Source organism: Actinacidiphila sp. bgisy167, assembly GCF_057707665.1.
Map to the genome: position 1 here is coordinate 1 of NZ_JBYIQP010000039.1, position 22,645 is coordinate 22,645.

At 71.8% G+C, this 22,645-nt stretch carries 26 protein-coding genes and 3 pseudogenes; 16 read left to right on the plus strand and 13 right to left on the minus strand.

All coding sequences use genetic code 11. The features are described 5' to 3' along the window. The 3 genes and pseudogenes from AC3ET4_RS16680 to AC3ET4_RS16690 form a co-directional block, all read left to right on the plus strand. A pseudogene (locus tag AC3ET4_RS16680) lies at positions 1-192 on the plus strand (transposase); the annotation flags it as partial. A gap of 329 nt (positions 193-521) precedes the next feature. Continuing rightward, a pseudogene (locus AC3ET4_RS16685) lies at positions 522-1,023 on the plus strand (adenosine deaminase family protein); the annotation flags it as partial. Positions 1,024-1,092: 69 nt separating this feature from the next. Further along, on the plus strand, positions 1,093-1,611 hold the full coding sequence (locus AC3ET4_RS16690; RefSeq protein WP_431950012.1) for a hypothetical protein: 519 nt from the start codon (positions 1,093-1,095) through the stop codon (positions 1,609-1,611). Here the strand turns inward: AC3ET4_RS16690 and AC3ET4_RS16695 are convergent. Continuing rightward, the gene (locus tag AC3ET4_RS16695) at positions 1,599-2,414 is read right to left on the minus strand and encodes an HAD family acid phosphatase (protein WP_431950014.1); all 816 of its coding nucleotides are present in this window, start codon (positions 2,412-2,414) and stop codon (positions 1,599-1,601) included. The two genes, AC3ET4_RS16690 and AC3ET4_RS16695, sit on opposite strands and share 13 nt — an antisense overlap. Positions 2,415-2,897: 483 nt before the next feature. Between AC3ET4_RS16695 and AC3ET4_RS16700 the strand changes: the two genes are divergently transcribed. Next, on the plus strand, positions 2,898-3,995 hold the full coding sequence (locus AC3ET4_RS16700; RefSeq protein ID WP_431950016.1) for a carbohydrate kinase family protein: 1,098 nt from the start codon (positions 2,898-2,900) through the stop codon (positions 3,993-3,995). 19 nt (positions 3,996-4,014) lie between these two features. On the opposite strand, the gene AC3ET4_RS16705 is transcribed toward AC3ET4_RS16700, so the two are convergent. Together AC3ET4_RS16705 and AC3ET4_RS16710 are read right to left on the minus strand one after the other, a co-directional pair. Continuing rightward, positions 4,015-4,407 (minus strand): type II toxin-antitoxin system VapC family toxin, encoded by a 393-nt coding sequence (locus tag AC3ET4_RS16705; protein WP_431950018.1) that lies wholly within the window; start codon positions 4,405-4,407, stop codon positions 4,015-4,017. Beyond that, entirely contained in the window at positions 4,404-4,631 is a 228-nt protein-coding gene (locus AC3ET4_RS16710) for a FitA-like ribbon-helix-helix domain-containing protein (protein WP_431950020.1), read from the minus strand. Before AC3ET4_RS16710 ends, AC3ET4_RS16705 begins: the two co-directional genes overlap by 4 nt. Before the next feature lie 269 nt (positions 4,632-4,900). Here AC3ET4_RS16710 and AC3ET4_RS16715 point away from each other — a divergent pair, with 269 nt between their 5' ends. The 3 genes from AC3ET4_RS16715 to AC3ET4_RS16725 are packed head-to-tail and all read left to right on the plus strand — an operon-like array spanning position 4,901 to position 7,762. Beyond that, on the plus strand, positions 4,901-5,914 hold the full coding sequence (locus AC3ET4_RS16715; RefSeq protein ID WP_431950022.1) for a PhoH family protein: 1,014 nt from the start codon (positions 4,901-4,903) through the stop codon (positions 5,912-5,914). A 13-nt stretch (positions 5,915-5,927) separates the two neighbouring features. Continuing rightward, on the plus strand, positions 5,928-6,425 hold the full coding sequence (gene ybeY / locus AC3ET4_RS16720) for an rRNA maturation RNase YbeY (RefSeq protein ID WP_431950024.1): 498 nt from the start codon (positions 5,928-5,930) through the stop codon (positions 6,423-6,425). Between the two features lie 5 nt (positions 6,426-6,430). Continuing rightward, on the plus strand, positions 6,431-7,762 hold the full coding sequence (locus AC3ET4_RS16725) for a hemolysin family protein (protein WP_431950026.1): 1,332 nt from the start codon (positions 6,431-6,433) through the stop codon (positions 7,760-7,762). Between the two features lie 126 nt (positions 7,763-7,888). Here the strand turns inward: AC3ET4_RS16725 and AC3ET4_RS16730 are convergent, their stop codons facing one another. Together AC3ET4_RS16730 and AC3ET4_RS16735 are read right to left on the minus strand one after the other, a co-directional pair. Further along, complete coding sequence (locus AC3ET4_RS16730; RefSeq protein ID WP_431950028.1) at positions 7,889-8,116, minus strand: hypothetical protein; 228 nt, start codon at positions 8,114-8,116, stop codon at positions 7,889-7,891. Between the two features lie 88 nt (positions 8,117-8,204). Further along, complete coding sequence (locus AC3ET4_RS16735; protein WP_431950030.1) at positions 8,205-8,396, minus strand: hypothetical protein; 192 nt, start codon at positions 8,394-8,396, stop codon at positions 8,205-8,207. A gap of 60 nt (positions 8,397-8,456) precedes the next feature. Here AC3ET4_RS16735 and AC3ET4_RS16740 point away from each other — a divergent pair, with 60 nt between their 5' ends. Both AC3ET4_RS16740 and era read left to right on the plus strand, forming a co-directional pair. Then, positions 8,457-8,804, plus strand: a complete 348-nt coding sequence (locus AC3ET4_RS16740) for a cytidine deaminase (RefSeq protein WP_431950032.1) — start codon at positions 8,457-8,459, stop codon at positions 8,802-8,804. 204 nt (positions 8,805-9,008) lie between these two features. Beyond that, positions 9,009-9,959, plus strand: a complete 951-nt coding sequence (era, locus tag AC3ET4_RS16745; RefSeq protein ID WP_431950034.1) for a GTPase Era — start codon at positions 9,009-9,011, stop codon at positions 9,957-9,959. A 104-nt stretch (positions 9,960-10,063) separates the two neighbouring features. Here the strand turns inward: era and AC3ET4_RS16750 are convergent, their stop codons facing one another. After that, positions 10,064-10,342 carry a protealysin inhibitor emfourin gene (locus tag AC3ET4_RS16750; protein WP_431950036.1) on the minus strand — a complete coding sequence of 93 codons (279 nt, stop codon included), beginning with the start codon at positions 10,340-10,342 and terminating at the stop codon, positions 10,064-10,066. 9 nt (positions 10,343-10,351) lie between these two features. Further along, entirely contained in the window at positions 10,352-11,470 is a 1,119-nt protein-coding gene (locus tag AC3ET4_RS16755; protein ID WP_431950038.1) for a M4 family metallopeptidase, read from the minus strand. A 304-nt stretch (positions 11,471-11,774) separates the two neighbouring features. Between AC3ET4_RS16755 and leuA the strand changes: the two genes are divergently transcribed. From leuA to AC3ET4_RS16770, 3 genes and pseudogenes are all read left to right on the plus strand, one after another. Continuing rightward, positions 11,775-13,538 (plus strand): 2-isopropylmalate synthase, encoded by a 1,764-nt coding sequence (gene leuA, locus AC3ET4_RS16760; RefSeq protein ID WP_431950040.1) that lies wholly within the window; start codon positions 11,775-11,777, stop codon positions 13,536-13,538. Between the two features lie 183 nt (positions 13,539-13,721). Further along, a complete protein-coding gene (locus AC3ET4_RS16765) occupies positions 13,722-14,462 on the plus strand; it encodes a TerB family tellurite resistance protein (RefSeq protein ID WP_431950042.1) in 741 nt (246 codons plus the stop codon). Positions 14,463-14,641: 179 nt separating this feature from the next. Continuing rightward, positions 14,642-14,911: pseudogene (locus AC3ET4_RS16770) on the plus strand (helix-turn-helix domain-containing protein); the annotation flags it as partial. A gap of 73 nt (positions 14,912-14,984) precedes the next feature. Here AC3ET4_RS16770 and AC3ET4_RS16775 read toward each other — a convergent pair. Further along, positions 14,985-15,347, minus strand: a complete 363-nt coding sequence (locus AC3ET4_RS16775) for a DUF1304 domain-containing protein (RefSeq protein ID WP_431950044.1) — start codon at positions 15,345-15,347, stop codon at positions 14,985-14,987. A gap of 57 nt (positions 15,348-15,404) precedes the next feature. On the opposite strand from AC3ET4_RS16775, the gene recO reads away from it, so the two are divergent. The 3 genes from recO to AC3ET4_RS16790 all read left to right on the plus strand — a co-directional run bounded on the left by recO (position 15,405) and on the right by AC3ET4_RS16790 (position 17,466). Beyond that, positions 15,405-16,151, plus strand: a complete 747-nt coding sequence (gene recO, locus AC3ET4_RS16780; RefSeq protein WP_431950046.1) for a DNA repair protein RecO — start codon at positions 15,405-15,407, stop codon at positions 16,149-16,151. 59 nt (positions 16,152-16,210) lie between these two features. Further along, positions 16,211-17,050 (plus strand): isoprenyl transferase, encoded by an 840-nt coding sequence (locus AC3ET4_RS16785; protein ID WP_431950048.1) that lies wholly within the window; start codon positions 16,211-16,213, stop codon positions 17,048-17,050. 155 nt (positions 17,051-17,205) lie between these two features. Next, the gene (locus tag AC3ET4_RS16790; protein WP_431950050.1) at positions 17,206-17,466 is read left to right on the plus strand and encodes a hypothetical protein; all 261 of its coding nucleotides are present in this window, start codon (positions 17,206-17,208) and stop codon (positions 17,464-17,466) included. Between the two features lie 47 nt (positions 17,467-17,513). On the opposite strand, the gene AC3ET4_RS16795 is transcribed toward AC3ET4_RS16790, so the two are convergent. Genes AC3ET4_RS16795 through AC3ET4_RS16810 form a run of 4 tightly spaced genes read right to left on the minus strand, consistent with a single transcriptional unit; the run spans position 17,514 to position 20,654 of the window. Continuing rightward, the gene (locus AC3ET4_RS16795; RefSeq protein WP_431950052.1) at positions 17,514-17,939 is read right to left on the minus strand and encodes a Fur family transcriptional regulator; all 426 of its coding nucleotides are present in this window, start codon (positions 17,937-17,939) and stop codon (positions 17,514-17,516) included. Positions 17,940-17,990: 51 nt separating this feature from the next. After that, positions 17,991-18,884 (minus strand): metal ABC transporter permease, encoded by an 894-nt coding sequence (locus AC3ET4_RS16800; protein ID WP_431950054.1) that lies wholly within the window; start codon positions 18,882-18,884, stop codon positions 17,991-17,993. Then, entirely contained in the window at positions 18,884-19,645 is a 762-nt protein-coding gene (locus AC3ET4_RS16805; protein ID WP_431950056.1) for a metal ABC transporter ATP-binding protein, read from the minus strand. Before AC3ET4_RS16805 ends, AC3ET4_RS16800 begins: the two co-directional genes overlap by 1 nt. Positions 19,646-19,679: 34 nt before the next feature. Continuing rightward, a complete protein-coding gene (locus AC3ET4_RS16810) occupies positions 19,680-20,654 on the minus strand; it encodes a metal ABC transporter substrate-binding protein (protein ID WP_431950058.1) in 975 nt (324 codons plus the stop codon). A gap of 185 nt (positions 20,655-20,839) precedes the next feature. On the opposite strand from AC3ET4_RS16810, the gene AC3ET4_RS16815 reads away from it, so the two are divergent. Then, a complete protein-coding gene (locus tag AC3ET4_RS16815; protein WP_431950060.1) occupies positions 20,840-22,222 on the plus strand; it encodes a glycine--tRNA ligase in 1,383 nt (460 codons plus the stop codon). Between the two features lie 85 nt (positions 22,223-22,307). On the opposite strand, the gene AC3ET4_RS16820 is transcribed toward AC3ET4_RS16815, so the two are convergent. Continuing rightward, positions 22,308-22,538: a hypothetical protein gene (locus tag AC3ET4_RS16820; RefSeq protein WP_431950062.1), complete on the minus strand. Its 231-nt coding sequence runs from the start codon at positions 22,536-22,538 to the stop codon at positions 22,308-22,310. Positions 22,539-22,645: the final 107 nt, after the last annotated feature.

Sequence of the window (22,645 nt, forward strand, 5' to 3'; positions counted from 1 at the left end):
CCGATAAGCAGGATTCGGCCGAGGTGGGCAGTGGGAACTCACGTAACGGTGTCCATGCCAAGACTGTGCTGACCGAAATCGGCCCGGTTGACCCCCCGATCGGCAAGGCAGCTTTGGGCCGCAGATCCAAGAAGCGCCAGCGGCGCCTGACCGGTTAGACGAAATGATCCTGCCCTTTCCGCTCGCGGCCTGAATCGCCCCGGGGCAGGTGGAGGTTCGATTCCATGTAGGGGTTGAAGTCATGGCACGACCTTCCCGTTACCCGCTTGGCCTCGATTCGTCATCGGAATTGGGTCGCTGATCTGGTCAGCGGTTCGCCCGTGATGTCCTCGAGCCGTACGAGGTGGCCGTCACGTGACGTCGTGGGTGCGCCGGGTTCCACGGGCCCGGAGTGCTGCCGTTTTCTCCTTCCTGGTCCTCGTCGGGGGCTTGTCCGGCTGTCAGGTGACGACCGGGAGGGCGGCCGGTCGTTGCCCGACCCGGTGGCCCTCAGCCTCGAGTGAGGCCGGAGCCGCGGTCACGCCGAGGTCGGCCACCCGCCGTGGGCGTTCCGTGCGGTGTACGAGGCCGCCGCCGCGGCGGCACTGCGCCGGGTCGCGCACGCGGGGGAGGAGGGCCCGCCGGCGTATGTCCGGGAGGCGCTCGTGCTGGGCGCCGACCGGATCGATCACGGCATCCGCAGCATGGAGGACCCGGAGTTGGTTGCCCGGCTGGTCCGCGACCAGGTGCCGCTGACCGTCTGCCCGCTGTCCAACGTGCGGCTGCGCTGCGTGGACACCTCGCCGGCCACACCCGCTGCCCGCCATGCTCGACGCGGGGCTGCTCGTCACCCTGAACTCCGACGACCCCGCCTGCTTCGGCAGCTACGCCGGCGGCACCTGCGACGCCGTGGCCGCGGCGCTACCGTTCGGCGAGGACGCCCTGCGCGGGCTCGCCCGCAACTCCTTCCTGGCCGCCTTCCTCGACGACGAGGAGGAACTGCGCGCCCGCTGTCTCGCCGAGGTGGACGCCCACGTGTTCTGAGTGGGGCGCGCCGCGCGTCCGAGTACGCGCACTCATGCGGGCCGTGGCGCGCGGGTGGAGCATGGGGGCATGGGAAGGCATCCGATACGCACCGCCGCGGCCGTGACGCTGGTCGTGGCCACACCCGTCGCCACCTGGGGTCTCATGGGCCGGCAGGACGCCACCGGCTTCGAGCCCGCCGAATTGGACTACCTGGTGCGGCCCTTCGCCGTCCCGGAAGAGGCGGAGACCGCGATCGGCGCGGTCGCGGCCGCGCTGGCCGCCGGCGCGGCGCTGGTGCTGGGCCGGGCGTCGCGTCCCGGGCAGCCGGACCGCCCCGACGGCCGGTGGTGGGCGGTGACCGGGCCGCTGGTCGCGGCCGGAGCGCTGACCGGCGCGATCTGGCGAACGGTGACGGCCGGGGTCGTCGGGGCCAACGTCGGCGCGGGGCTCGCGATCATGTTCGGCGGGCCCGTGGTCGCCGGGCTGGTGCTGTGGTCGCTCGTCCGGGGCCTGCGGTCGGCCCGCGCGCGCCGCCGCGGCCCCCGCCCCCCGCGCGGGGGGACGGGCGCCGCGGGAAGGCGGTCCGCCGCGGGTCAGGGCACGTAGTACATCGGGTTGGGGAGCTTGAACGACCTGTCGGCGTGACCGCCGCTCAGGTCGCTGTACTGGTCGCCGAAGTTGGCGACGATGTCGTACCCCTCCGCCTCGATGTGCGCCCGGGTGCCCGCCTTGAAGTCGACGGTGGAGCAGGTGTACGTCGGCGCGGAGCACGGCAGGTAGTCGGTCGCGACCTTGTTCTTCAGGAAGAAGTGGGCCGGGTCGGCGACGGAGGTGTAGCCGGCGGTCTTCAGGTTGCGGACGCTCGCGGCGCGCTGGGACTCGGGGCGGCCGGTGACCCAGAAGACCGTCACATCCTGCTTGGCGGCCCAGTTGGCCAGCGCGGGCATGCCGAAGACCGGGGCCATGTCCTTGTTCTGGATGTACGCGTCGTTGGAGGCGGGCGTGTAGTTGAAGCCGACCTCCAGCTCGTAGTTGTACGTCAGCAGGGACGTGTCGTCGACGTCCAGGACGATCGCCGGCTTGCCGTGGCGGTGGTGGGCGGACGTGGCGAGGGCGCCCCGCAGGTAGTCCTGGGCCTTCTTCTCCACGCCGGCGACCTGCTTGGCGTAGTTGCTGTCGGCGGAGGCCTGGTGCTCGCCGGAGGCGTCGACGGTGTCGCCGTAGTACGCCTTGATGTCGTCGACCACGTGGGTCAGGTTGGGGATCTGCTTGTCGCTGCGGGGCGCGGAGGTGTCCGCGGTCGCCGCGCCGACCCCGTACAGGGTGGCGGCCGCCGCCACGGCCGCGACGGCGGCGGCGATGGTGCGGCGGCGCCCGCGGGTGAACGCGGACGGTTTGGCTGCGGGCATGGGGTGGCTCCTTACGATCCGGCCGGAGGGCACGCGCGGCCGGGGCCCACGCGTTCCGGGCCGCCCGGCTCAGCGGGGCTCGTTGACGCGGTGACGCTAGGTGCCCCTGATCGCGCTGGTCAAGGGACGTCTACGCGCGATGATGCCCGGATCGCCGCTCGAAGGCTGATCAGCCCAGGTCGCCACGTGCGGAAAGGACGGGCAAAGCTTTGGCATGCCGCCGCGCGCGGCGGCCCGGCCGCACCGCGTCCGGCCGGCGTCCGCGGCGTCGCCGGCTCGGCGCCGAGCCCGTCCGTGGGAGGGGGAGCCGGGCCGCGTCGTCCACGGCCGGTCGCCGGATGTGGCCGCGCCTTTTCGGGGCAGGCTCCCCGACGTCCGCGGCTCCGCGGCCCCGTCCGTGTCGTCGCAGGGGGAACACGCCGGTCCCGGAACCCCCGTACCCGTACGATCAATCGGAATCAGACCCAGCCGGGAGGAGCGTGGGTGAAAGACCAGCCCGTCCTCGATCCGCTCGCGGGGTTGCGCGGGCCGGACGACCCGGAGACCGATGTGTACCTGACCGGCACGGTCTTCCTGGACATCATCTTCACCGGTCTCGACAGCGCGCCCGTGCGCGGCACCGAGTCCTGGGCGCGCGGCATGGGATCGTCTCCCGGCGGCGTGGCCAACATGGCCACCGCCCTCGCCCGGCTGGGCCTGCGCACCTCGCTCGCGGCCGCCTTCGGCGACGACGTCTACGGGGACTACTGCTGGGACGCCCTCGCCGACGGTGAGGGCATCGAACTGGCGCTGTCCCGCAAGATCCCCGGCTGGCACTCGCCGGTCACGGTCTCCATGGCGTACGAGGGCGAACGCACCATGGTCAGCCACGGCCACGAGGCACCGCCGCCCGAGGAGCCCGCGCCGGCCTGCCCGCCGCCGAGCCGGGCGTGCGTGGCGTCCCTGGTGCCCGGCGCCCCGCGGCAGGAGTGGATCGGCACCGCCGCCGAGCGGGGCTGCCGTATCTTCGCCGACGTCGGCTGGGACGACAGCGGCCGCTGGGACCTCGCCGACCTCGCCGACCTGGCGCACTGCGAGGCGTTCCTGCCGAACGCCGCCGAGGCCATGCGCTACACCCGCACCGAGTGCCCCCGGGCCGCCGCCCGCAAGCTGGCCGACCTCGTGCCCATGGCGGTGGTCACCCTCGGCGCGGAGGGCGCGTACGCGGTGGACTCCGGCAGCGGGCAGACCGCCGAGGTCCCCGGCCTCGCGGTGGAGGCCCTGGACCCCACGGGCGCCGGGGACGTCTTCGTCGCGGGCTTCCTGACCGGTTCCCTGGCCGCCTGGCCGCTCGCCGACCGGCTGGCCTTCGCCTGCCTCACCGCCGCACTGTCAGTGCAGGAGTTCGGCGGTTCGCTCTCGGCGCCCGGCTGGATCGAGATCGCGGCCTGGTGGCAGCACGCCAAGGCCTACGACGACCAGGACCGCACGGCGCTGCGCCGCTACGCCTTCCTGGACGACCTGCTCCCCACGGGCACCCGCCGCTGGCCGCTGCGCCGCGCGGTGCCGACGATCGGCTTCCGGCCCCCGCCGCTGGGCTGAGGCGCCCGCGTGAGCGGGGTCAGGCGATCACGTCCACAGGGCAGCGGACCGCCTTCGCGCGCTCGATCCGGGCGTCTCCCGTGACCAGCGCGCACCCCAGGTGTTCGGCGAGCGCCGCGTAGGAGGCGTCGTACGCGGACAGGTTGTCGCGCAGTTCCCAGACGCGGTCGAGCAGGGCGTATCCCGGCATGCGGTGGATCGGCAGGGCGGACAGAAGGGTGATCGCCGTCTGCGCCGCCGTCTGCTCGAGCTTGCCTCCGAGTGACAGGCCGCGGATCGCGCGGGCCGCCTCGAACTCGATGAGGGCCGGCGCGTGGAGGGTCTCGCCGGCCAGCCGTCTGCGCGCGAGTTCGCCCAGCGGACCGGCGTGGGTGAGGGCCAGGACGACTGCGGAAGCGTCGACGACGATCACTGGTGGCGCCCCTCATCGAGGTGTTCCAGCAGGTCCTCGACGGTGTAGTCGGCGGTGGCCGACTTCCGGGCTCCGGCCAGTATGTCGTCGACCGTCGGCGTTCTCGCCTGTTCGATCAGCCTCTGGCGCAGGTACTCGTTCAGGGACTGGTGGGCCTCGATCGCGCGGTGCTTGAGGGTGCGGTGCACGTCGTCGGGGACGTCCTTGATCTGGATGTTCGCCATGACGGCATGGTGGCATGCGTTTCGCATGTTTGCGTGCGAAACGCATGCTGTTGCGGTGGCCGGCGGCGCGTCGGCGGCACAGGTCGGGGCCCCAGGGGCGGATACCCGGCTCCCGCCGCGCCGAGCCCCGTCCTCGGCCGCTCCACCCGGGGTCCCAGGCGGTGCAAAACCTCTCGGCACCCCCGCCCCACCGACGTACTCTTGAACCCCAAGCCCTATGGCATGTCGAACAGCAGAAGGCGGGATGAGCAGGCCGTCGAGCCTGGCCCATGACTCAGACACCGACAACGCAGCAACCGCAGGCGAGCGCCCACTTCGTCGTACCGGCGAAGCACCCCATGGTGACCGTCCTGGGGTCCGGTGACTCGCTCCTGCGCGTGATAGAGCGAGCGTTCCCGGCCGTCGACATCCATGTAAGAGGCAATGAGATCAGCGCGAGCGGCGCCTCCGCCGACGTCGCGCTGGTCCAGCGCCTTTTCGACGAGATGATGCTGGTCCTGCGCACAGGCCAGCCGATGACGGAGGACGCAGTGGAGCGGTCGATCGCCATGCTCCGCCAGGACAGCGGAAGCGACGGCCTGGAGGAGACCCCCTCGCAGGTGCTCACCCAGAACATCCTGTCCAGCCGTGGGCGCACGATCCGCCCCAAGACCCTCAACCAGAAGCGCTACGTCGACGCGATCGACAAGCACACGATCGTCTTCGGCATCGGTCCGGCCGGCACGGGCAAGACCTACCTGGCCATGGCCAAGGCCGTCCAGGCCCTGCAGTCCAAGCAGGTCAACCGGATCATCCTGACCCGCCCCGCCGTCGAGGCGGGCGAGCGGCTCGGCTTCCTGCCGGGCACGCTCTACGAGAAGATCGACCCTTATCTGCGCCCGCTGTACGACGCGCTGCACGACATGGTCGACCCCGACTCGATCCCCCGCCTCATGGCGAGCGGCACGATCGAGGTCGCCCCGCTGGCGTACATGCGCGGACGGACGCTCAACGACGCGTTCATCATCCTCGACGAGGCGCAGAACACCAGCGCCGAGCAGATGAAGATGTTCCTCACCCGGCTGGGCTTCGACTCCAAGATCGTCATCACCGGCGACGTCACGCAGGTCGACCTCCCCGGCGGGACGAAGAGCGGGCTGCGCCAGGTCGTGGACATCCTCGAAGGTGTCGAGGACGTCCATTTCTCGCGGCTGACGAGCACGGATGTGGTACGCCATAAGCTGGTGGGGCGCATCGTGGACGCCTACGAGCGCTACGACGACCTCAACGGCAACCGAAAGTAGCCACCGAAGCACTATGGCGATCGACGTCAACAACGAATCCGGCTGGGACTTCGACGAGGCGGCGGTGCTGGACATCAGCCGCTACGCCCTGCAGCACATGCGCATCCACCCGCTGTCCGAGCTCTCGGTGATCGCGGTCGACGCCGACGCCATGGAGCAGCTGCACATCCAGTGGATGGACGAGCCCGGCCCCACCGACGTCATGTCCTTCCCGATGGACGAACTGCGTCCCGGGAAGGAGGACGAGGAGCCCCCGCAGGGCCTGCTGGGGGACATCGTGCTCTGCCCCGAGGTGGCCAAGAAGCAGGGCGACGCGGCCGTGACCAAGCACTCCATGGACGAGGAGCTGCAGCTGCTCACCGTCCACGGGGTGCTGCACCTGCTCGGTTACGACCACGAGGAGGCCGACGAGAAGGCCGAGATGTTCGGCCTGCAGAAGGCCATCCTCGACGGCTGGCGCGCCGAGCGCGGCATCCAGGGCCCGTCGCCGGCCCCGACGACCACCCACTGATCGCGATGGTGGTCTTCGCCGTCTCTCTGGTCGTCGTCGCGTGGCTGGCCGCCTGCGCCGAGGCCGGCATCGCCCGTACCTCCCGCTTCCGGGCGGAGGCCGCGGTCCGCGCCGGCCGGCGCGGCGCGGACAAGCTGCTGGCGGTCTCCTCGGACCCGACCCGCTACCTCAACGTCGCGCTCCTGGTCCGGGTGGCCTGCGAGACGGCGGCGGCGGTGCTGGTGGCCGTCGTGTGCGTCCGCCACTTCGAGCGCACCTGGCAGGCGGTCCTGGTGGCGGTCGCCGTGATGATCGTGGTCTCGTACGTCGCCGTCGGCGTCTCGCCCCGCACCATCGGCCGCCAGCACCCGCTGAACACCGCCACCGCGGCGGCGTACGTGCTGCTGCCGCTGGCCCGGGTCATGGGCCCGGTCCCGGCGCTGCTGATCCTGCTGGGCAACGCGCTCACTCCCGGCAAGGGCTTCCGCCAGGGCCCGTTCGCCTCCGAGGCGGAACTGCGCGCGCTGGTGGACCTCGCCGAGAGCGAGTCCCTCATCGAGGACGAGGAGCGCCGCATGGTGCACTCCGTCTTCGAGCTGGGCGACACCCTGGTGCGCGAGGTGATGGTGCCGCGCACCGAGCTGGTCTCCATCGAGCGCTTCAAGACGATCCGCCAGGCGATGACCCTCGCCCTGCGCAGCGGTTTCTCGCGCATCCCGGTCACGGGCGAGAGCGAGGACGACATCGTGGGCATCGTGTACCTCAAGGACCTCGCCCGCCGGGTGCACATCAACCGGGACGCCGAGACCGACCCGGTGTCCTCGCTGATGCGGCCGGCCTTCTTCGTCCCCGACACCAAGAACGCCGGCGACCTGCTGCGCGAGATGCAGCGCGAGCGCAACCACGTCGCCGTCGTCATCGACGAGTACGGCGGCACGGCCGGCATCGTCACCATCGAGGACATCCTGGAGGAGATCGTCGGCGAGATCACCGACGAGTACGACCGCGAGCTGCCGCCCGTCGTGGAGCTCGGCGAGGGCCGCTACCGCGTCACCTCCCGCCTCGACCTCGGCGACCTGGGGGAGCTCTACGGAGTGGACCTCGACGACGAGGACGTCGAGACCGTCGGCGGCCTGCTCGCCAAGACCCTCGGCCGGGTGCCCATCCCCGGCGCCTCCGCCGTCGTCGCGCTGCCCGAGACCACCTCGGCCCCGGACGCGCCGACCGCGCTGCGGCTCACCGCCGAGGCCCCGTCGGGCCGCCGCAACCGCATCGGCGCGGTCCTCGTGGAGCCGGTCGGGGCCGTCGTGGACGAGGACGCGGGTTCGGAACCGGACGGGGCCGTGCGGGGCGGGTAGGGCCGGCGGGTTCCTGGCCGTTCGGCGGGACGAGGCGGCACGTACCCCCGGGTGGCGGTCGCCCGCCCCGCTGTCGCCGGGGCAGCGCGGATCAGCCCTCGTCGACGAGTGGGATGCCGGGGCGAACTACTCCAGTGCGGCTGCGAGGCGTCGCCTGCCGTTGACCCGGCGAGACGCCAGGAGCAGGTCGTACGGCACGGGGACCAGCGCTCCGGCCGTGGCGCGCGCCATGGGCCCCCGTGCGGCGCCCCGCAGCGGCGGAGCCCCCTGGCGGCGGGCCGGCCCGATCCACAGGAGCCGTCGGCCGTGTGCGACGCGCTGCCGCCACAGCACCACGGCCGCGGTGTCCCCCATGGCACGTGTGCGGTGGTGGCCCGGTAGCGCAGCGGTGATCCGCCGAGAAGCACCCCGGCGCCGCTGATCCGCAGAGCCACCTTGCGGGTCAGTGACGCGCGGCCATGACCAGGCCGCCGCATCCGAAGCGCAGGACCCCCGCGATCCGCACCACGGGCGCGATCCCGGTGGCCGGTACGACCAGGACCGCGGTGAACAGCCCGGCCCCCGCCAGGACTGCGACGGTCCGGCGGTCGAAGCCGAAGCGCGCCTCGTGGACGACCTCCTGGTTCCCCCTCATACGAGCATCATGGCCATGCCCAGTCCCGGGAGGAACCCCCTCGACGGCTACGCTGACCGCATGAGCGACGCGCTGCACCCGGAAGACCGCAAGATCATCACTCTCGCCCGATCGACCCGGGCCCGCAACGGCGTTCCGGAGGGCGCGGCGGTCCGCGACAAGACGGGCCGCACCTATGTGGCGGGCACCGTCGCGCTGGAGTCGCTGTCGCTCAGCGCGCTGCAGACGGCTGTCGCCATGGCCGTGGCCAGTGGCGCCACGTCGCTGGAGGCGGCGGCCGTGGTGTCCGAGGCGGACGCGGTGGCGGAGGCGGACCGCGCGGCCGTGCGCGACCTGGGCGGCGCCGGCACCCCCGTGCTGCTGGCCGGACCCGACGGCGCCGTCAGGGCGACGGTCACCGCGGGCTGAGCCGCGCCGGCCGCGGCGTGTGCGCCGTGCCGGGCCGGGTGGCAGCCGGGGGTGCCGCGGCGCGAACCCCGCCCGGAACACGCAGGTCAGCGCCGAGGCCACGGCGCGGTCCGCCGACCTCGTCCGCCGCGGGCCGCCCCGCACCGGGCACGAAGAGCCCCGGCCGCCGTTCAGGCGTCAGCCGGGCTCGGCGGATCAGGGACAATGGTCGCCATGAGCGTTCGCACCGAGACCACCGCCCCCGCCCACCGGGCCGGCTTCGCCTGTTTCGTGGGCCGCCCCAACGCGGGGAAGTCCACCCTGACCAACGCTCTGGTCGGCACGAAGGTGGCCATCACCTCCAACCGGCCGCAGACCACCCGGCACACGGTGCGGGGCATCGTGCACCGCCCCGACGCGCAGCTCGTCCTCGTCGACACCCCCGGTCTGCACAAGCCCCGCACCCTGCTCGGCGAGCGGCTCAACGACGTCGTCCGCACCACCTGGGCCGAGGTCGACGTGATCGGCTTCTGCCTGCCCGCCGACCAGAAGCTCGGGCCCGGCGACCGCTACATCGCCAAGGAACTGGCCGAGGTCCGCAAGACCCCCAAGGTGGCCATCGTCACCAAGACCGACCTCGTGGACTCCAAGCAGCTCGCCGAGCAGCTGGTGGCCGTCGACCGGCTCGGCGCCGAACTGGGCATCGAGTGGGCCGAGATCATCCCCGTCTCCGCCGTCGGCGGCAAGCAGGTCTCCCTCCTGGCCGACCTCATCGTCCCGCTGCTGCCTGAGGGCCCGGCCCTCTACCCGGAGGGCGACCTGACCGACGAGCCGGAGCAGGTCATGGTCGCCGAGCTCATCCGCGAGGCCGCGCTGGAGGGCGTGCGGGACGAGCTGCCGCACTCCATCGCCGTCGTGGTGGAGGAGATGCTCCCGCGCGAGGACCGTCCTGCGGACAAGCCGCTGCTGGACGTGCACGCCAACATCTACATCGAGCGGCCCAGCCAGAAGGGCATCATCATCGGCCCCAAGGGCGCCCGGCTCAAGGAGGTCGGCACCAAGTCCCGCCGCCACATCGAGGCGCTGCTCGGCACGCCGGTCTTCCTCGACCTGCATGTGAAGGTCGCCAAGGACTGGCAGCGCGACCCCAAGCAGCTGCGCAAGCTCGGTTTCTGACCTCCGGTCGGGGCGGGTCTCCGGCAGGGGCGGCCCCGGCGGCCCCGCGGGATGCCGCACGGCGCCGCGTGCGGCCCGCCCCGCGCAGCGTGCCGCCGCCCGCCCTACGACCGGGCGCCCTCCTTCAGTACCAGCCGGACCAGTTCGCGCTGCTCCTCCGTCAGGCGCGGGTCGGCGCAGTGCACCGTGCGGCCGTCGACCGTGATCGCGTACCGGAAGCCGTCCGGTACGCCCGCAGCGGGCTCGTCCGGCTTCCCGGCCGCGGCCAGGACCTCGCGGGCCAGAGCCTCCAGGCGGAGGGCGTCGGGCCGGCCGGCGGTGTCCAGCACGGCCCGGCGCTCGATCCCCGCGAAACCGCCGGAGCGGATCACCTGTATGCGCATGGCGGACGCCTACCCCTGGGCGGAGGGCCGGGCGCCTTCCGCGACGGAAGACTGCCGGGGGACCTCCGTGCCGCCCGCGGAGAGCGGGACGCCGACCGCCGACCACGCCTCCACCACCGCGGCGTGCTCCTCGCCCTCGCCGAAGCGCGCCGCGGCCGCGGCGGCCGTCGCCTGCGCGAACTCGGCGAAGGTCGCCCGCGTCGACAGGGAGCCGCCGGTCAGCACGTCGTACCAGATGTGCCCGGCCCGTTCCCAGGCGTTGCCGCCCAGCGCGGCGGCCACCAGGTGGAACGCCCGGTTGGGGATGCCGGAGTTGATGTGCACGCCCCCGTTGTCACGCGAGGTGCGCACATAGGCGTCCATGTGGCCGGGCTGCGGGTCCGTGCCGAGGACGTCGTCGTCGTACGCCGTGCCGGGGGCCTTCATGGAGCGCAGCGCCACCCCTGTGACGCGCGGGGCGAGCAGGCCGGCGCCGATCAGCCAGTCGGCCTCGCCGGCGGTCTGGCCGAGCGCGTACTGCTTGATGAGGGAGCCGAAGACATCGGACACCGACTCGTTGAGGGCGCCGGACTGGCCGAAGTAGTCGAAGTTGGCGGTGTACTGGGTGACGCCGTGGGTGAGTTCGTGGCCGATGACGTCCACCGGGAGGGTGAAGTCGAGGAAGAGCTCCCCGTCGCCGTCCCCGAAGACCATCCGCTCGCCGTTCCAGAAGGCGTTGCTGTAGTCGCGGTCGTAGTGGACGGTGGCGTCCAGCGGCAGCCCGGCATCGTCGATGGAGTGGCGCCCGTACGCCGTGAGGAAGAGCTCGAAGGTGGCCCCCAGTCCGTCGTAGGCCCGGTTGACGGTGGCGTCGGCGAGGGCCTCGTCGCCCTCGTGCCGGACCGGCCGCCCCGGCAGGTCCGTGCGGTGCCGCGCGTCGCTGATCGTGCGGCGGGGCCGGTCCGGCGGCTGCGCCCCTGACACCGGCAGGGCGCCGATGACGGTGGTCAGCCGGCGGCGGGTGCGCTCCGCGGCGTCGCGTTCCAGGGTGCGGCGGGCGGGCGCGGCGAGCACGCGGTCCGCGTTGCGGGCGACCTTGTCGAGAATGTGCGGCGGCACGATCGTGCAGAAAACAGGTGTCTGCTCCATGCAGGGCAATGTGGCACGCCGCTCATGGCCTGTCACTATCTGTGAGAATGATCCACGAGAAGGAGGGAGATGTGTGCTTTTCCTGTCATAGCGGGCGGTCTTGCATACTGAGAAGAACGCCGCCAAGGCTGCAGGGCCCCCAACGGCTCGGTTAGGGTCGACAGCACGATGTTCTTCGGGCTGCTTCTTCTTAGCTGCCGCGGCGAGGGCCTGTAGTCCAGGTCGACTCCCTCCCCGCGGGGTTTGGCGTTGCACCAGCGCCGGTCGGCCGCCTCACAGCCGCAATCGAGGAGCACCCCCGCAGATGTCCACCCCGAACACCGTCGGCCGCCCCACGCCCATCACCGCCGCGACGGTGCGCCAGCGCCCGACCGCCATGCCGGTCCACAAGTACAAGCCGTACGAGGCCGTGGAGATCCCGGACCGCACCTGGCCCGACCGGCGCATCACCAAGGCCCCGCGCTGGCTGTCGACCGACCTGCGGGACGGCAACCAGGCGCTGATCGACCCCATGTCGCCGGCCCGCAAGCGCGCGATGTTCGACCTGCTGGTGAGGATGGGCTACAAGGAGATCGAAGTCGGCTTCCCCGCCTCGGGCGAGACGGACTACGCCTTCGTGCGCTCCATCATCGAGGAGGGCGCGATCCCCGATGACGTCACCATCTCCGTGCTGACACAGGCCCGCGAGGAGCTGATCGAGCGGACCGTGGAGTCCCTGCGCGGCGCGGCCCGCGCGACCGTGCACCTGTACAACGCGACCGCCCCGACCTTCCGCCGGGTCGTCTTCCGCGGTTCCAAGGAGCAGATCCGGCAGATCGCCGTGGACGGCACGCGGCTGGTCATGGAGTACGCGGACAAGATCCTGGACGACGAGACGGTCTTCGGCTACCAGTACAGCCCGGAGATCTTCACCGACACCGAGCTGGACTTCGCCCTGGAGGTCTGCGAGTCGGTCATGGACGTCTGGCAGCCCGAGGAGGGCCGCGAGATCATCCTGAACCTGCCGGCGACCGTGGAGCGCTCCACCCCCTCCACGCACGCGGACCGCTTCGAGTGGATGTCCCGCAACCTCAGTCGCCGTGAGTTCGTGTGCCTGTCCACCCACCCGCACAACGACCGCGGCACGGCGGTGGCCGCCGCCGAGCTGGCCGTGATGGCAGGCGCCGACCGCGTCGAGGGCTGCCTGTTCGGGCAGGGCGAGCGCACCGGCAACGTCGACCTGGTCACCCTGGGCATGAACCTGTTCAGCCAGGGCGTGGACCCGATGATCGACTTCTCGCAGATCGACGAGATCCGCCGTACCGCCGAGTACTGCAACCAGATGGAGGTCCACCCGCGCCATCCGTATGTGGGCGACCTGGTCTACACGTCCTTCTCCGGCTCCCACCAGGACGCCATCAAGAAGGGCTTCGACGCCATGGAGGCCGACGCGGCCGCCCAGGGGAAGACGGTCGACGAGATCGAGTGGGCGGTCCCGTACCTGCCGATCGACCCGAAGGACGTGGGGCGCTCCTACGAGGCCGTCATCCGTGTCAACTCGCAGTCCGGCAAGGGCGGCGTCGCGTACGTCCTGAAGAACGACCACAAGCTGGACCTGCCGCGCCGCATGCAGATCGAGTTCTCGAAGATCATCCAGGCGAAGACCGACGCCGAGGGCGGCGAGGTCACCCCGAAGGAGATCTGGTCGATCTTCGAGGACGAGTACCTGCCCACCCCGGACAACCCCTGGGGGCGCATCGCCCTGCGCTCGGCGCAGACCTCGACCAGCAGCGACGGTACGGACACCCTGACCCTCGAGGCGGTCGTGGACGGTGTCGAGACGGTCCTGACCGGCACTGGCAACGGCCCGATCTCGGCGTTCTTCGACGCGCTGGCCGCGATCGGGGTCGACGCCCGGCTGCTGGACTACACCGAGCACACCATGAGCGAGGGCGCCAGCGCCCAGGCCGCCTCCTACATCGAGTGCGCCATCGACGGCACGGTCCTGTGGGGCATCGGGATCGACGCCAACACCACCCGCGCCTCACTGAAGGCGGTCGTCTCCGCCGTCAACCGCGCGGCCCGTTAGTCACCGCGGACGGTGAACCGGCCACGGCCCCCGTCCGGGTGCCGTGGCCGGTTCATGGAATTCGGCCCTCTCGTGGTACTGACTGCGCGTCGCTGGTGTGGCTAACATCACGTCATTGCGGCGCCGTTGCCGGAGCGTTACCCGTGCCTACGGCCCGTAACGGGACGAACCGGTGTAAACGGGATGGCGGCCGGAGGGTGCGAAGTGCTCCAGATCAAGGGCTTGTGCCTCTTGGGCGTGCGGACGGTCTGGCACACCGAAGGTGACGGGGAGTTCTTCTGCGCCGGCTGCGGCGGTGACCGCGGCTACCGCCGGCGCACCGGCACCCGGCGGCTGACCGTGCTGGGCCTGCCCCTCCTGCCGCGCGGCTCGGCCGGCACGGTCGTGGAGTGCGCGGTGTGCCGCACGCGGCACCGCCCGGACGTCCTGGAGCAGCCCACCACCACCCTCTTCTCCGCCATGCTCCGCGACGCCGTCCACACCGTCGCCCTCGCTGTGCTCACCGCGGGCGGCGTGATGGGGCGCGGCGCCCGCGAGGCCGCCGTGGGCGCGGTCCGCTCGGCCGGGTTCACCGACTGCACCGAGGACCAGCTGCTCGGCCTGCTCGCCGCCATCGTCGCCGACGAGGGCCGCTTCCCCGGCGTCGTTCCCGACGCCCTGGCGGTGGACGGGCCCGCGGACGCCCCCGCCGGCTGCGGCAGCTGGCTGTCCATCGAGCTGCACGAGGCACTGGAACCCCTCGCCCGCCACCTCGCGCCCCAGGGGCGTGAGCACATCCTGCTCGAGGGCGCCCTCATCGCCCTCGCCGACGGCCCCTATCTGCCCGCCGAGCGCGAGGTGCTCGGCACCGTGGGCCGCTGCCTCGGTCTCGCCGGCGAGGACACCGAACGCGTCCTGGAGGCCGCGGCCCGCACACCGTCCTGAACGCCGTCCCCGCCGCCCCGGTCCCCGCCGCCGGGCGCACCCCGGGCAGTAACGCGGCCCGTCCCGCACCCCGGGCGGTAACGCGGCTTCACCCTCGGGCCCGACGGAACGCGGCTCCGCGGCCGGACGTCTGACGCGACCAGACCGCCGGCCCAGGGTGCTGCGCCTCCGGGAGGGGCCCGCCGCCGGGCGGACCGGCCCCGGAACGCCTCGCCGCGCTCTCCGGTCGGGAGCGGCAGGTGCTCGCGCTCGTCGCGAGGGGCCTGAACGACACCGAGGTCGCCGAGGCGCTGGGCCTCAGCCCGCTGACCGCCAAGGGCGGCGGCGAGGGACGCACGCCGACCGGATCATGGGCGGGCTCCGATGCCCGCGACCGCGCCCGGTTGGTGATCGCGCCCCACGAGTCGGGACTGGTCGCGCCCGGCGGGACGGCGGGGTCCGGCGGCTGACGGACCGGACGAGGACCGCGGCGGCGAGGTGAAGCAGGCAGGGTCCGCCCGCCGCCCCCTCGGCCCTACGGCATCAGTGGGCCGCCAGCACCAGGGCCAGGGCGACGAGCGCGGGCACGGTCTGCACGAGGAGGATGCGGCGGCTCGCGGTGGCGGCGCCGTAGAGGCCGGCGACGGCCACGCAGACGAGGAAGAACACCTTCGCCTGGAAGCCCACCGGGTCCGAGGCGACGGCGCCCCACACCAGCCCGGCGGCGAGGAAACCGTTGTAGAGCCCCTGGTTGGCCGCGAGCGCCTTGCTCTCCCGCGCGAGCTGCTCGGTGGTCCCGAAGGCCGCTCTGGCGCGGGGGGTGGTCCACAGGAACATCTCCAAAACCAGGATGTACGCGTGGAGGGCCGCTATGAGCAGCACGGCGACGGTAGCTGTGATCGACATGGGCTGTAGCGTACGGTCCCGGCCCGGACCGGTTCTCCCGTACAGGAGAATGGGCGCATGAGTCTGTTCCGCGACGACGGCATCGTGCTGCGCACCCAGAAGCTGGGCGAGGCGGACCGGATCATCACCCTGCTCACCCGCCGGCACGGCCGGGTGCGGGCGGTGGCCCGCGGCGTGCGGCGGACGAAGTCGAAGTTCGGGGCGCGGCTGGAGCCCTTCTCCCATGTGGACGTGCAGTTCTTCGCGCGCGGCGGAGAGCTTGTCGGCCGCGGCCTGCCGCTGTGCACCCAGGGCGAGACGATCGCCCCCTACGGCAGCCGCATCGTCACCGACTACGCCCGCTACACCGCGGGCACGGCGATGCTGGAGACCGCCGAGCGCTTCACCGACCACGAGGGCGAACCGGCGGTGCAGCAGTACCTGCTGCTGGTCGGCGGCCTGCGCACGCTCGCCGGCGGTGAGCGCGACCCGCGCCTGGTGCTCGACGCCTTCCTGCTGCGCTCCCTGGCGGTCAACGGCTACGCGCCCAGCTTCGGGGACTGCGCGAAGTGCGGGATGCCCGGTCCGAACCGGTTCTTTTCGGTCGCCGCGGGAGGAGTCGTGTGCGTGGAGTGCCGCCCGCCCGGAAGCGTCGTACCCTCACTGGAATCACTGGAACTCCTCGGCGCGTTGCTCGGAGGGGACTGGGAGACCGCCGACGCGTGCGAACCGCGCCACTGCCGGGAGGGCAGCGGACTGGTCGCCGCGTATCTGCAGTGGCACCTGGAGCGGGGCCTGCGCAGTCTGCGCTTCATCGAGAAGTAGCGGTATCCGGCAGCCCCGGCATCAGCAGGTGTGAGACACAGGAAGTGGAGAGCGAGCTCATGGCAGTACGCGGGATTCTCAGCCGCCCCCGGCGCGAGTACCGGGCCCCCGACCCGCACCCGTCGGGCGCGCAGCCCCCCAAGATCCCAGGCGAGCTGATCCCGCAGCACGTGGCCATCGTGATGGACGGCAACGGCCGCTGGGCCAAGGAGCGCGGGCTGCCCCGCACCGAGGGGCACAAGGTCGGCGAGGCGGTCGTGCTGGACGTCCTCAAGGGCTGCCTGGAGCTGGGGGTGAAGAACCTCTCCCTGTACGCCTTCTCGACCGAGAACTGGAAGCGCTCGCCCGACGAGGTCCGCTTCCTGATGAACTTCAACCGGGACGTCATCCACCGCCGCCGTGACGAGATGCACGAGATGGGCATCCGCGTCCGCTGGGCCGGCCGCATGCCCCGGCTGTGGAAGTCGGTCGTCAAGGAGCTGCAGGTCGCGGAGGAGATGACTCGCGACAACGACGCGATGACGCTGTACATGTGCGTCAACTACGGGGGCCGCGCCGAGATCGCCGACGCGGCGGCGCGCCTGGGCGAGGACATAAAGGCGGGTCGTCTCGACCCCTCCAAGGTCGACGAGAAGACCCTCGCCAAGTACATGTACCACCCGGACATGCCGGACGTTGACCTGTTCGTCCGTCCCTCCGGGGAGCAGCGCACCTCCAACTTCCTGATCTGGCAGTCCGCTTACGCCGAGATGGTGTTCCAGGACGTGCTCTGGCCGGACTTCGACCGCCGCGACCTGTGGCGCGCGTGCCTGGAGTACGCCTCCCGCGACCGCCGCTTCGGCGGCGCGATCCCCAACGAGCAGCAGCCGGCGGCGGAGAGCGGCGCGGACAGCGAGTAGGCCTCCAGCGGTTACCCACCGGGCGGCCGCGCCCACGGGGGAGGGGCAGATACGCAGGGCACGCACGACGGCGACGCGGCGTCCGGGACGCCGCCGCACCCGACTGCGGCGCGGCGGCGCTCTTCCCTTCGGCCCTGCTCGTGCAGTTGCCCGCCTTGGCGGACACGGCGGAGATGGAGTCGTTCCCCGGTCTGCGGGAGAACCGGGCGCGGTTCGCCGGGTCCCTGTGCGGCACGGCCCTGGCGGTCGCGGGCGTGTTCGGCCTCCTGGGGTGCCGGTCCCGGGCCGCCGCCGTGATGGCCGTGCGCGTCGCGGCGCTCGCGGCCTGGCGGCTGTTCCCCCTGGCGCCGGCGCTTCACTGCTGGTCGCACGACACGGTTCGCCCGGGACGGCGGCGGCTCGTACCGCCGCCTTGACCGCCGGTCCGGCTGAAGCGGTACGGGCACGGCGGCCGGCGCCCCGTTCAGCCGGCGGCCGAGCCCCCGCAGCCGGCGCAGTCGGCGCAGGTGCCGAAGATCTCCACGGTGTGGGCGACGTCGACGAAGCCGTGCTCCTCGGCGATGGTGTCGGCCCACTTCTCGACGGCGGGACCCTCGACCTCGACGGCCTTGCCGCAGACCCGGCAGACCAGGTGGTGGTGGTGACCGCTGCTGCAGCGCCGGTAGACGGACTCGCCGTCCCCGGTGCGCAGCACGTCGATCTCGCCGGCGTCGGCGAGGGACTGCAGCGTGCGGTAGACGGTGGTGAGGCCGACCGAGTCACCCCGGTGCTTCAGGAGGTCGTGCAGCTCCTGCGCGCTGCGGAACTCGTCGGCCTCGGCGAGGGCCGCGGCGACGGCGGCACGCTGCCGCGTCGATCGGCCGCGGACGGGGGGCTTGGCGGTCGTCACCGGTGGCCTCCTACTCGGTCGGGTGGTCGGTCATTCTGCCAGGCCGGGTGCTCATACCCGGACGTCGTCCTCGGTGGGACGCGCCGCGGGTACCTCCAGGGTGCACCGCGTCCCGTCCCCCTCGGCCCGCCGTGCGCGCTTTTTCGACAGAGGCGCGGCCAGCAGCGTCAGCACGACGAAGACGCCGATGGCGAGCAGCACGATGGTCGGCCCGCCGGGAACGTCGGCGTAGTACGAGGTCACCGTCCCGGAGAAGGAGACCGTCACGCCGATCACGACCGACAGCGCGAAGGCGCCGGCGAAGCTGCGGACGATCTGCTGCGAGGCGGCGACCGGAATCACCATCAGCGCGCTGACCAGAAGCAGCCCGACGACCCGCATCGCGACCGTGACCGTGACCGCCGCGGTGACGGCCACCAGCAGATTGAGCAGCCGCACCGGCAGGCCGGTCACCCTGGCGAACTCCTCGTCCTGGGAGACCGCGAACAGCTGCCGCCGCAGGCCCACGGTGACCAGCACCACGAAGCCGGCCAGCAGGCAGATCGCGGTGATGTCCTGCGGCGAGACGGTGGTGATGGAGCCGAACAGATAGGTGACCAGGTTGGCGTTGGAGCCGTTCGGCGCGAGCGAGGTGAACAGCACGCCCGCCGCCATGCCGCCGTAGAAGAGCATGGCGAGCGCGATGTCGCCGCGCGTCTTGCCGTACCAGCGGATGAGTTCCATGACGACCGCGCCCGCGACCGAGACGGCGGTCGCCATCCACACCGGGTTGGTGCTGAGCAGGAAGCCGAGGCCGACGCCGGTGAGGGCGACGTGACCGATGCCGTCGCCCATCAGGGACTGGCGGCGCTGGACGAGGTAGATGCCGATCGCGGGAGCGGTGATGCCGACGAGGACGGCGGCGATCAGCGCCCGCTGCATGAAGGCGTAGGAGAACAGCTCCATCACAAAAGCCCCGTCCGGATCGGCTCGGCCGTGCGGCCCGCGTGCGGGTGGACATGGTCGTGGCCGGGCAGCGCGTGCTGCCCCAGGGCCTTCGGCGGCGGGCCGTCATGGACGACGCAGCCGTCGCGCAGCACCACCGCGCGGTCGATCAGCGGCTCGAGCGGGCCGAGTTCGTGCAGGACCAGCAGCACGGTGGTGCCCAGCGAGACCTGTTCGCGCAAGGTCCCGGCGAGCACTTCCTGACTGGCGAGGTCGACGCCGGCCATCGGCTCGTCCATGATCAGCAGTTCGGGTTCGACGGACAGCGCGCGGGCGATGAGCACCCGCTGGTGCTGGCCGCCGGAGAGCGCCTCGACGGGGTCCCCGGCCCGGTCGGCCATCCCGACCAGTTCCAGGGCGCGCTCGACGGCCCGGCGGTCCGCTTTGCGGGGCAGCCCGAGCCTCGTACGCGCAAGCCGCCCGGCGGAGACGACCTCGCGCACGGTGGCGGGGACGCCGGACGCGGCTGTGGTGCGCTGCGGCACGTAGCCGATCCGGGCCCAGTCGCGGAAGCGGTTCAGCGGGGTGCCGAACAGCTCCAGTCCGCCAGAGGTGAGCGGCACCTGGCCGACCACCGCGCGGATCGCGGTGGACTTGCCCGAGCCGTTGGCGCCGAGCAGTGCGACGACCTCGCCGCGCCGCACGGTCAGGTCCACGCCGCGCAGCACCGGCCGTGAGCCGAGCGCGGCGGTCGCGTCCCGCATCGCTATGACCGTGTCCATTCCAGCCTCCGTACCGGGCTCCGTCATCGTTGCCTCACTTCGCCCCGAGCGCCGCGCGCAGGGCCTGAAGGTTGCTGTGCTGGACCTCGAGGTAGTCGCGGCCCGCGGACTTGTCGGTGATGCCCTCGATCGGGTCGAGCACCGCGGTCTTCAGGCCGAGGTCGCCGGCGAGGGTCCTGGCGGTCCGGTCGCTGGCCAGCGTCTCGAAGAATACGGTGCTGACCCCCTTGTCCTCGGCGAGGGTGTGGAGCTCCTTCATCCGGGCGGCGCTGGGCTCGGACTCCGGGTCGATGCCGCTGATCGCCTCCTCGACCAGCCCATAGCGCTCGGCGAGGTAGCCGAAGGCGGCGTGGGTGGTGATGAAGGTGTCCGAGGTGCGGTTCTTCAGCCCGTTCACGAAGTCGGAGTCGAGCGCGTCCAGCTTCTTCACCAGCGCGGTGGTGTTCTTCGCGTACGCGGCGGCGTGGTCCGGGTCCGCCTTGGCGAGCGCCTTGCCGACGCCTTCGGCGACCTTCGCGTAGCGGACCGGGTCGAGCCAGATGTGCGGGTCGGCGCCGGCGTCCTCCTCGTCCCCGTGGTCGCCTTCCCCTCCTTCGTCTCCCGAGTGGTTGTCCCCGGTGGTGTGGTGGTGGCCGTCGACCTCGGTGCCGTGGTCCTCGAGCGGGGTCAGCGCGGCCGCGTCGACGGTGTCGGCCACGCCGGACTGGGCTATGGCGTCGTCGACGGCGGGCTGCAGGCCCTTGAGGTAGACGATGACGTCGGACTCGCCCAACTCGCCGGTCTGGCGGGGGGTGAGCTCCAGGTCGTGCGGTTCGGTGCCCGGCTTGGTCAGGCCCGTCACGTCGACGTGCCCGCCGCCGATCTGCTCGGCCAGGTACTGCATCGGATAGAACGAGGCGGTGACCTTCAGCCTGCCGTCCCCGCCGCTCGCGTCCGCGGCGGAGCAGGCGGAGAGGGCGACCAGTCCGGTGACGGCGGTCAGGGAGAGCACTGCACGACCTATGTTCATGACACCCATTTTCAACAAATCTGGAAACGATTGTCAATTGGCCTTGCGCCCGACCCCTCCCGCGACGCCGGACCGCGGAACCGATTTGATACAGGCCCCGCACCCGCCGGTAATCTGAGGTATTCGCCGGACCGCACGCGACCCGGCGGACCTCACCGACCGCTTCGTCGTCTGAAGAGAGCACCGTGGCCGCCGACAAGATCGACACCATCGTCAGCCTGAGCAAGCGCCGTGGCTTCGTTTTCCCCTGCAGCGAGATCTACGGCGGTCAGCGCGCCGCCTGGGACTACGGGCCGCTGGGCGTCGAACTGAAGGAGAACATCAAGCGCCAGTGGTGGCGTGCGATGGTCACCTCCCGGGAGGACGTGGTCGGCCTCGACTCCTCGGTGATCCTGGCCCGCGAGGTCTGGGAGGCCTCGGGCCACGTGGCCACGTTCACCGACCCGCTCACCGAGTGCACCTCCTGCCACAAGCGTTACCGCGCGGACCACCTGGAAGAGGCGTACGAGGCCAAGCACGGCCACCTGCCGGCGGGCGGCCTGTCCGAGCTCAACTGCCCCAACTGCGGAAACAAGGGCACCTTCACCGAGCCCAAGCAGTTCTCGGGCCTGCTGTCCACCCACCTCGGGCCGACGCAGGACTCCGGCTCGGTGGCCTTCCTGCGCCCGGAGACCGCGCAGGGCATCTTCACCAACTTCGCCCAGGTGCAGACCACCTCGCGCCGCAAGCCGCCGTTCGGCATCGCCCAGACCGGCAAGTCCTTCCGCAACGAGATCACCCCCGGCAACTTCATCTTCCGGACCCGCGAGTTCGAGCAGATGGAGATGGAGTTCTTCGTCAAGCCGGGCGAGGACGAGACCTGGCACGAGTACTGGATGCAGCAGCGCTGGGACTGGTACCGCGACCTCGGCATGCGCGAGGAGAACATGCGCTGGTACGAGCACGCCAAGGAGAAGCTGTCCCACTACTCCAAGCGCACCGTCGACATCGAGTACCGCTTCAACTTCGGCGGCACGGAGTACTCCGAGCTCGAGGGCATCGCCAACCGCACCGACTACGACCTCAAGGCCCACAGCCAGGCCAGCGGCCAGGACCTGTCGTACTTCGACCAGGAGGCCGGCGAGCGGTACTTCCCGTACGTCATCGAGCCCGCGGCGGGTCTCAACCGCGCCATGCTCGCCTTCATGCTCGACGCGTACAACGAGGACGAGGCGCCCAACGCCAAGGGCGTGATGGAGAAGCGCACCGTCATGCGCCTCGACCCGCGTCTGGCGCCGGTCAAGGTCGCCGTCCTGCCGCTGTCGCGCAACCCGCAGCTCTCGCCGAAGGCCAAGGGCCTCGCGGCCGACCTGCGCCGCCACTGGAACATCGAGTTCGACGACGCCGGCGCCATCGGCCGCCGCTACCGCCGTCAGGACGAGATCGGCACCCCGTTCTGCGTGACCGTCGACTTCGACACCCTCGACGACAACGCGGTCACCGTCCGTGAGCGCGACACCATGAAGCAGGAGCGCGTCTCGCTGGACCAGGTCGAGGCCTACCTCGGCGGCCGGCTGCTCGGCTGCTAGGTCAGGACCCGGAGGTACGCCAGAGGCGCCCGGCCGCCCCCGCAAGGGGCGGCCGGGCGCCTTTCGCACGCGTTCAGCGCCCGGGTCAGGCCTCCAGGCCCCGCAGGACCAGGTCGCTGACCGCTCTGAAGGCGGCGTCGATGCCCGGGGCCGCCCACTCGGCGGCGTAGGCCGGGTCGTGGAAGCGGCAGGTGGCGTCCCACACGGCCTGCGCGGCCGCTTCGGGGTCGTCGGCGAAGAAGTCGCCGGCGGCCACGCCGTCCTTGATCATGCGGGTGAGGTGGGCGACCATGCCGGCGACGTGCTGGGCGACCACGGAGCTGTGCTCGTCGGTGAGCCACCAGATAGGTGGCGAACCATGTGTACGTCACCCGGCGCGACCTCGAGTCGCCGGCTCCGGACAGGTCTGGGCCCACGGGCGCG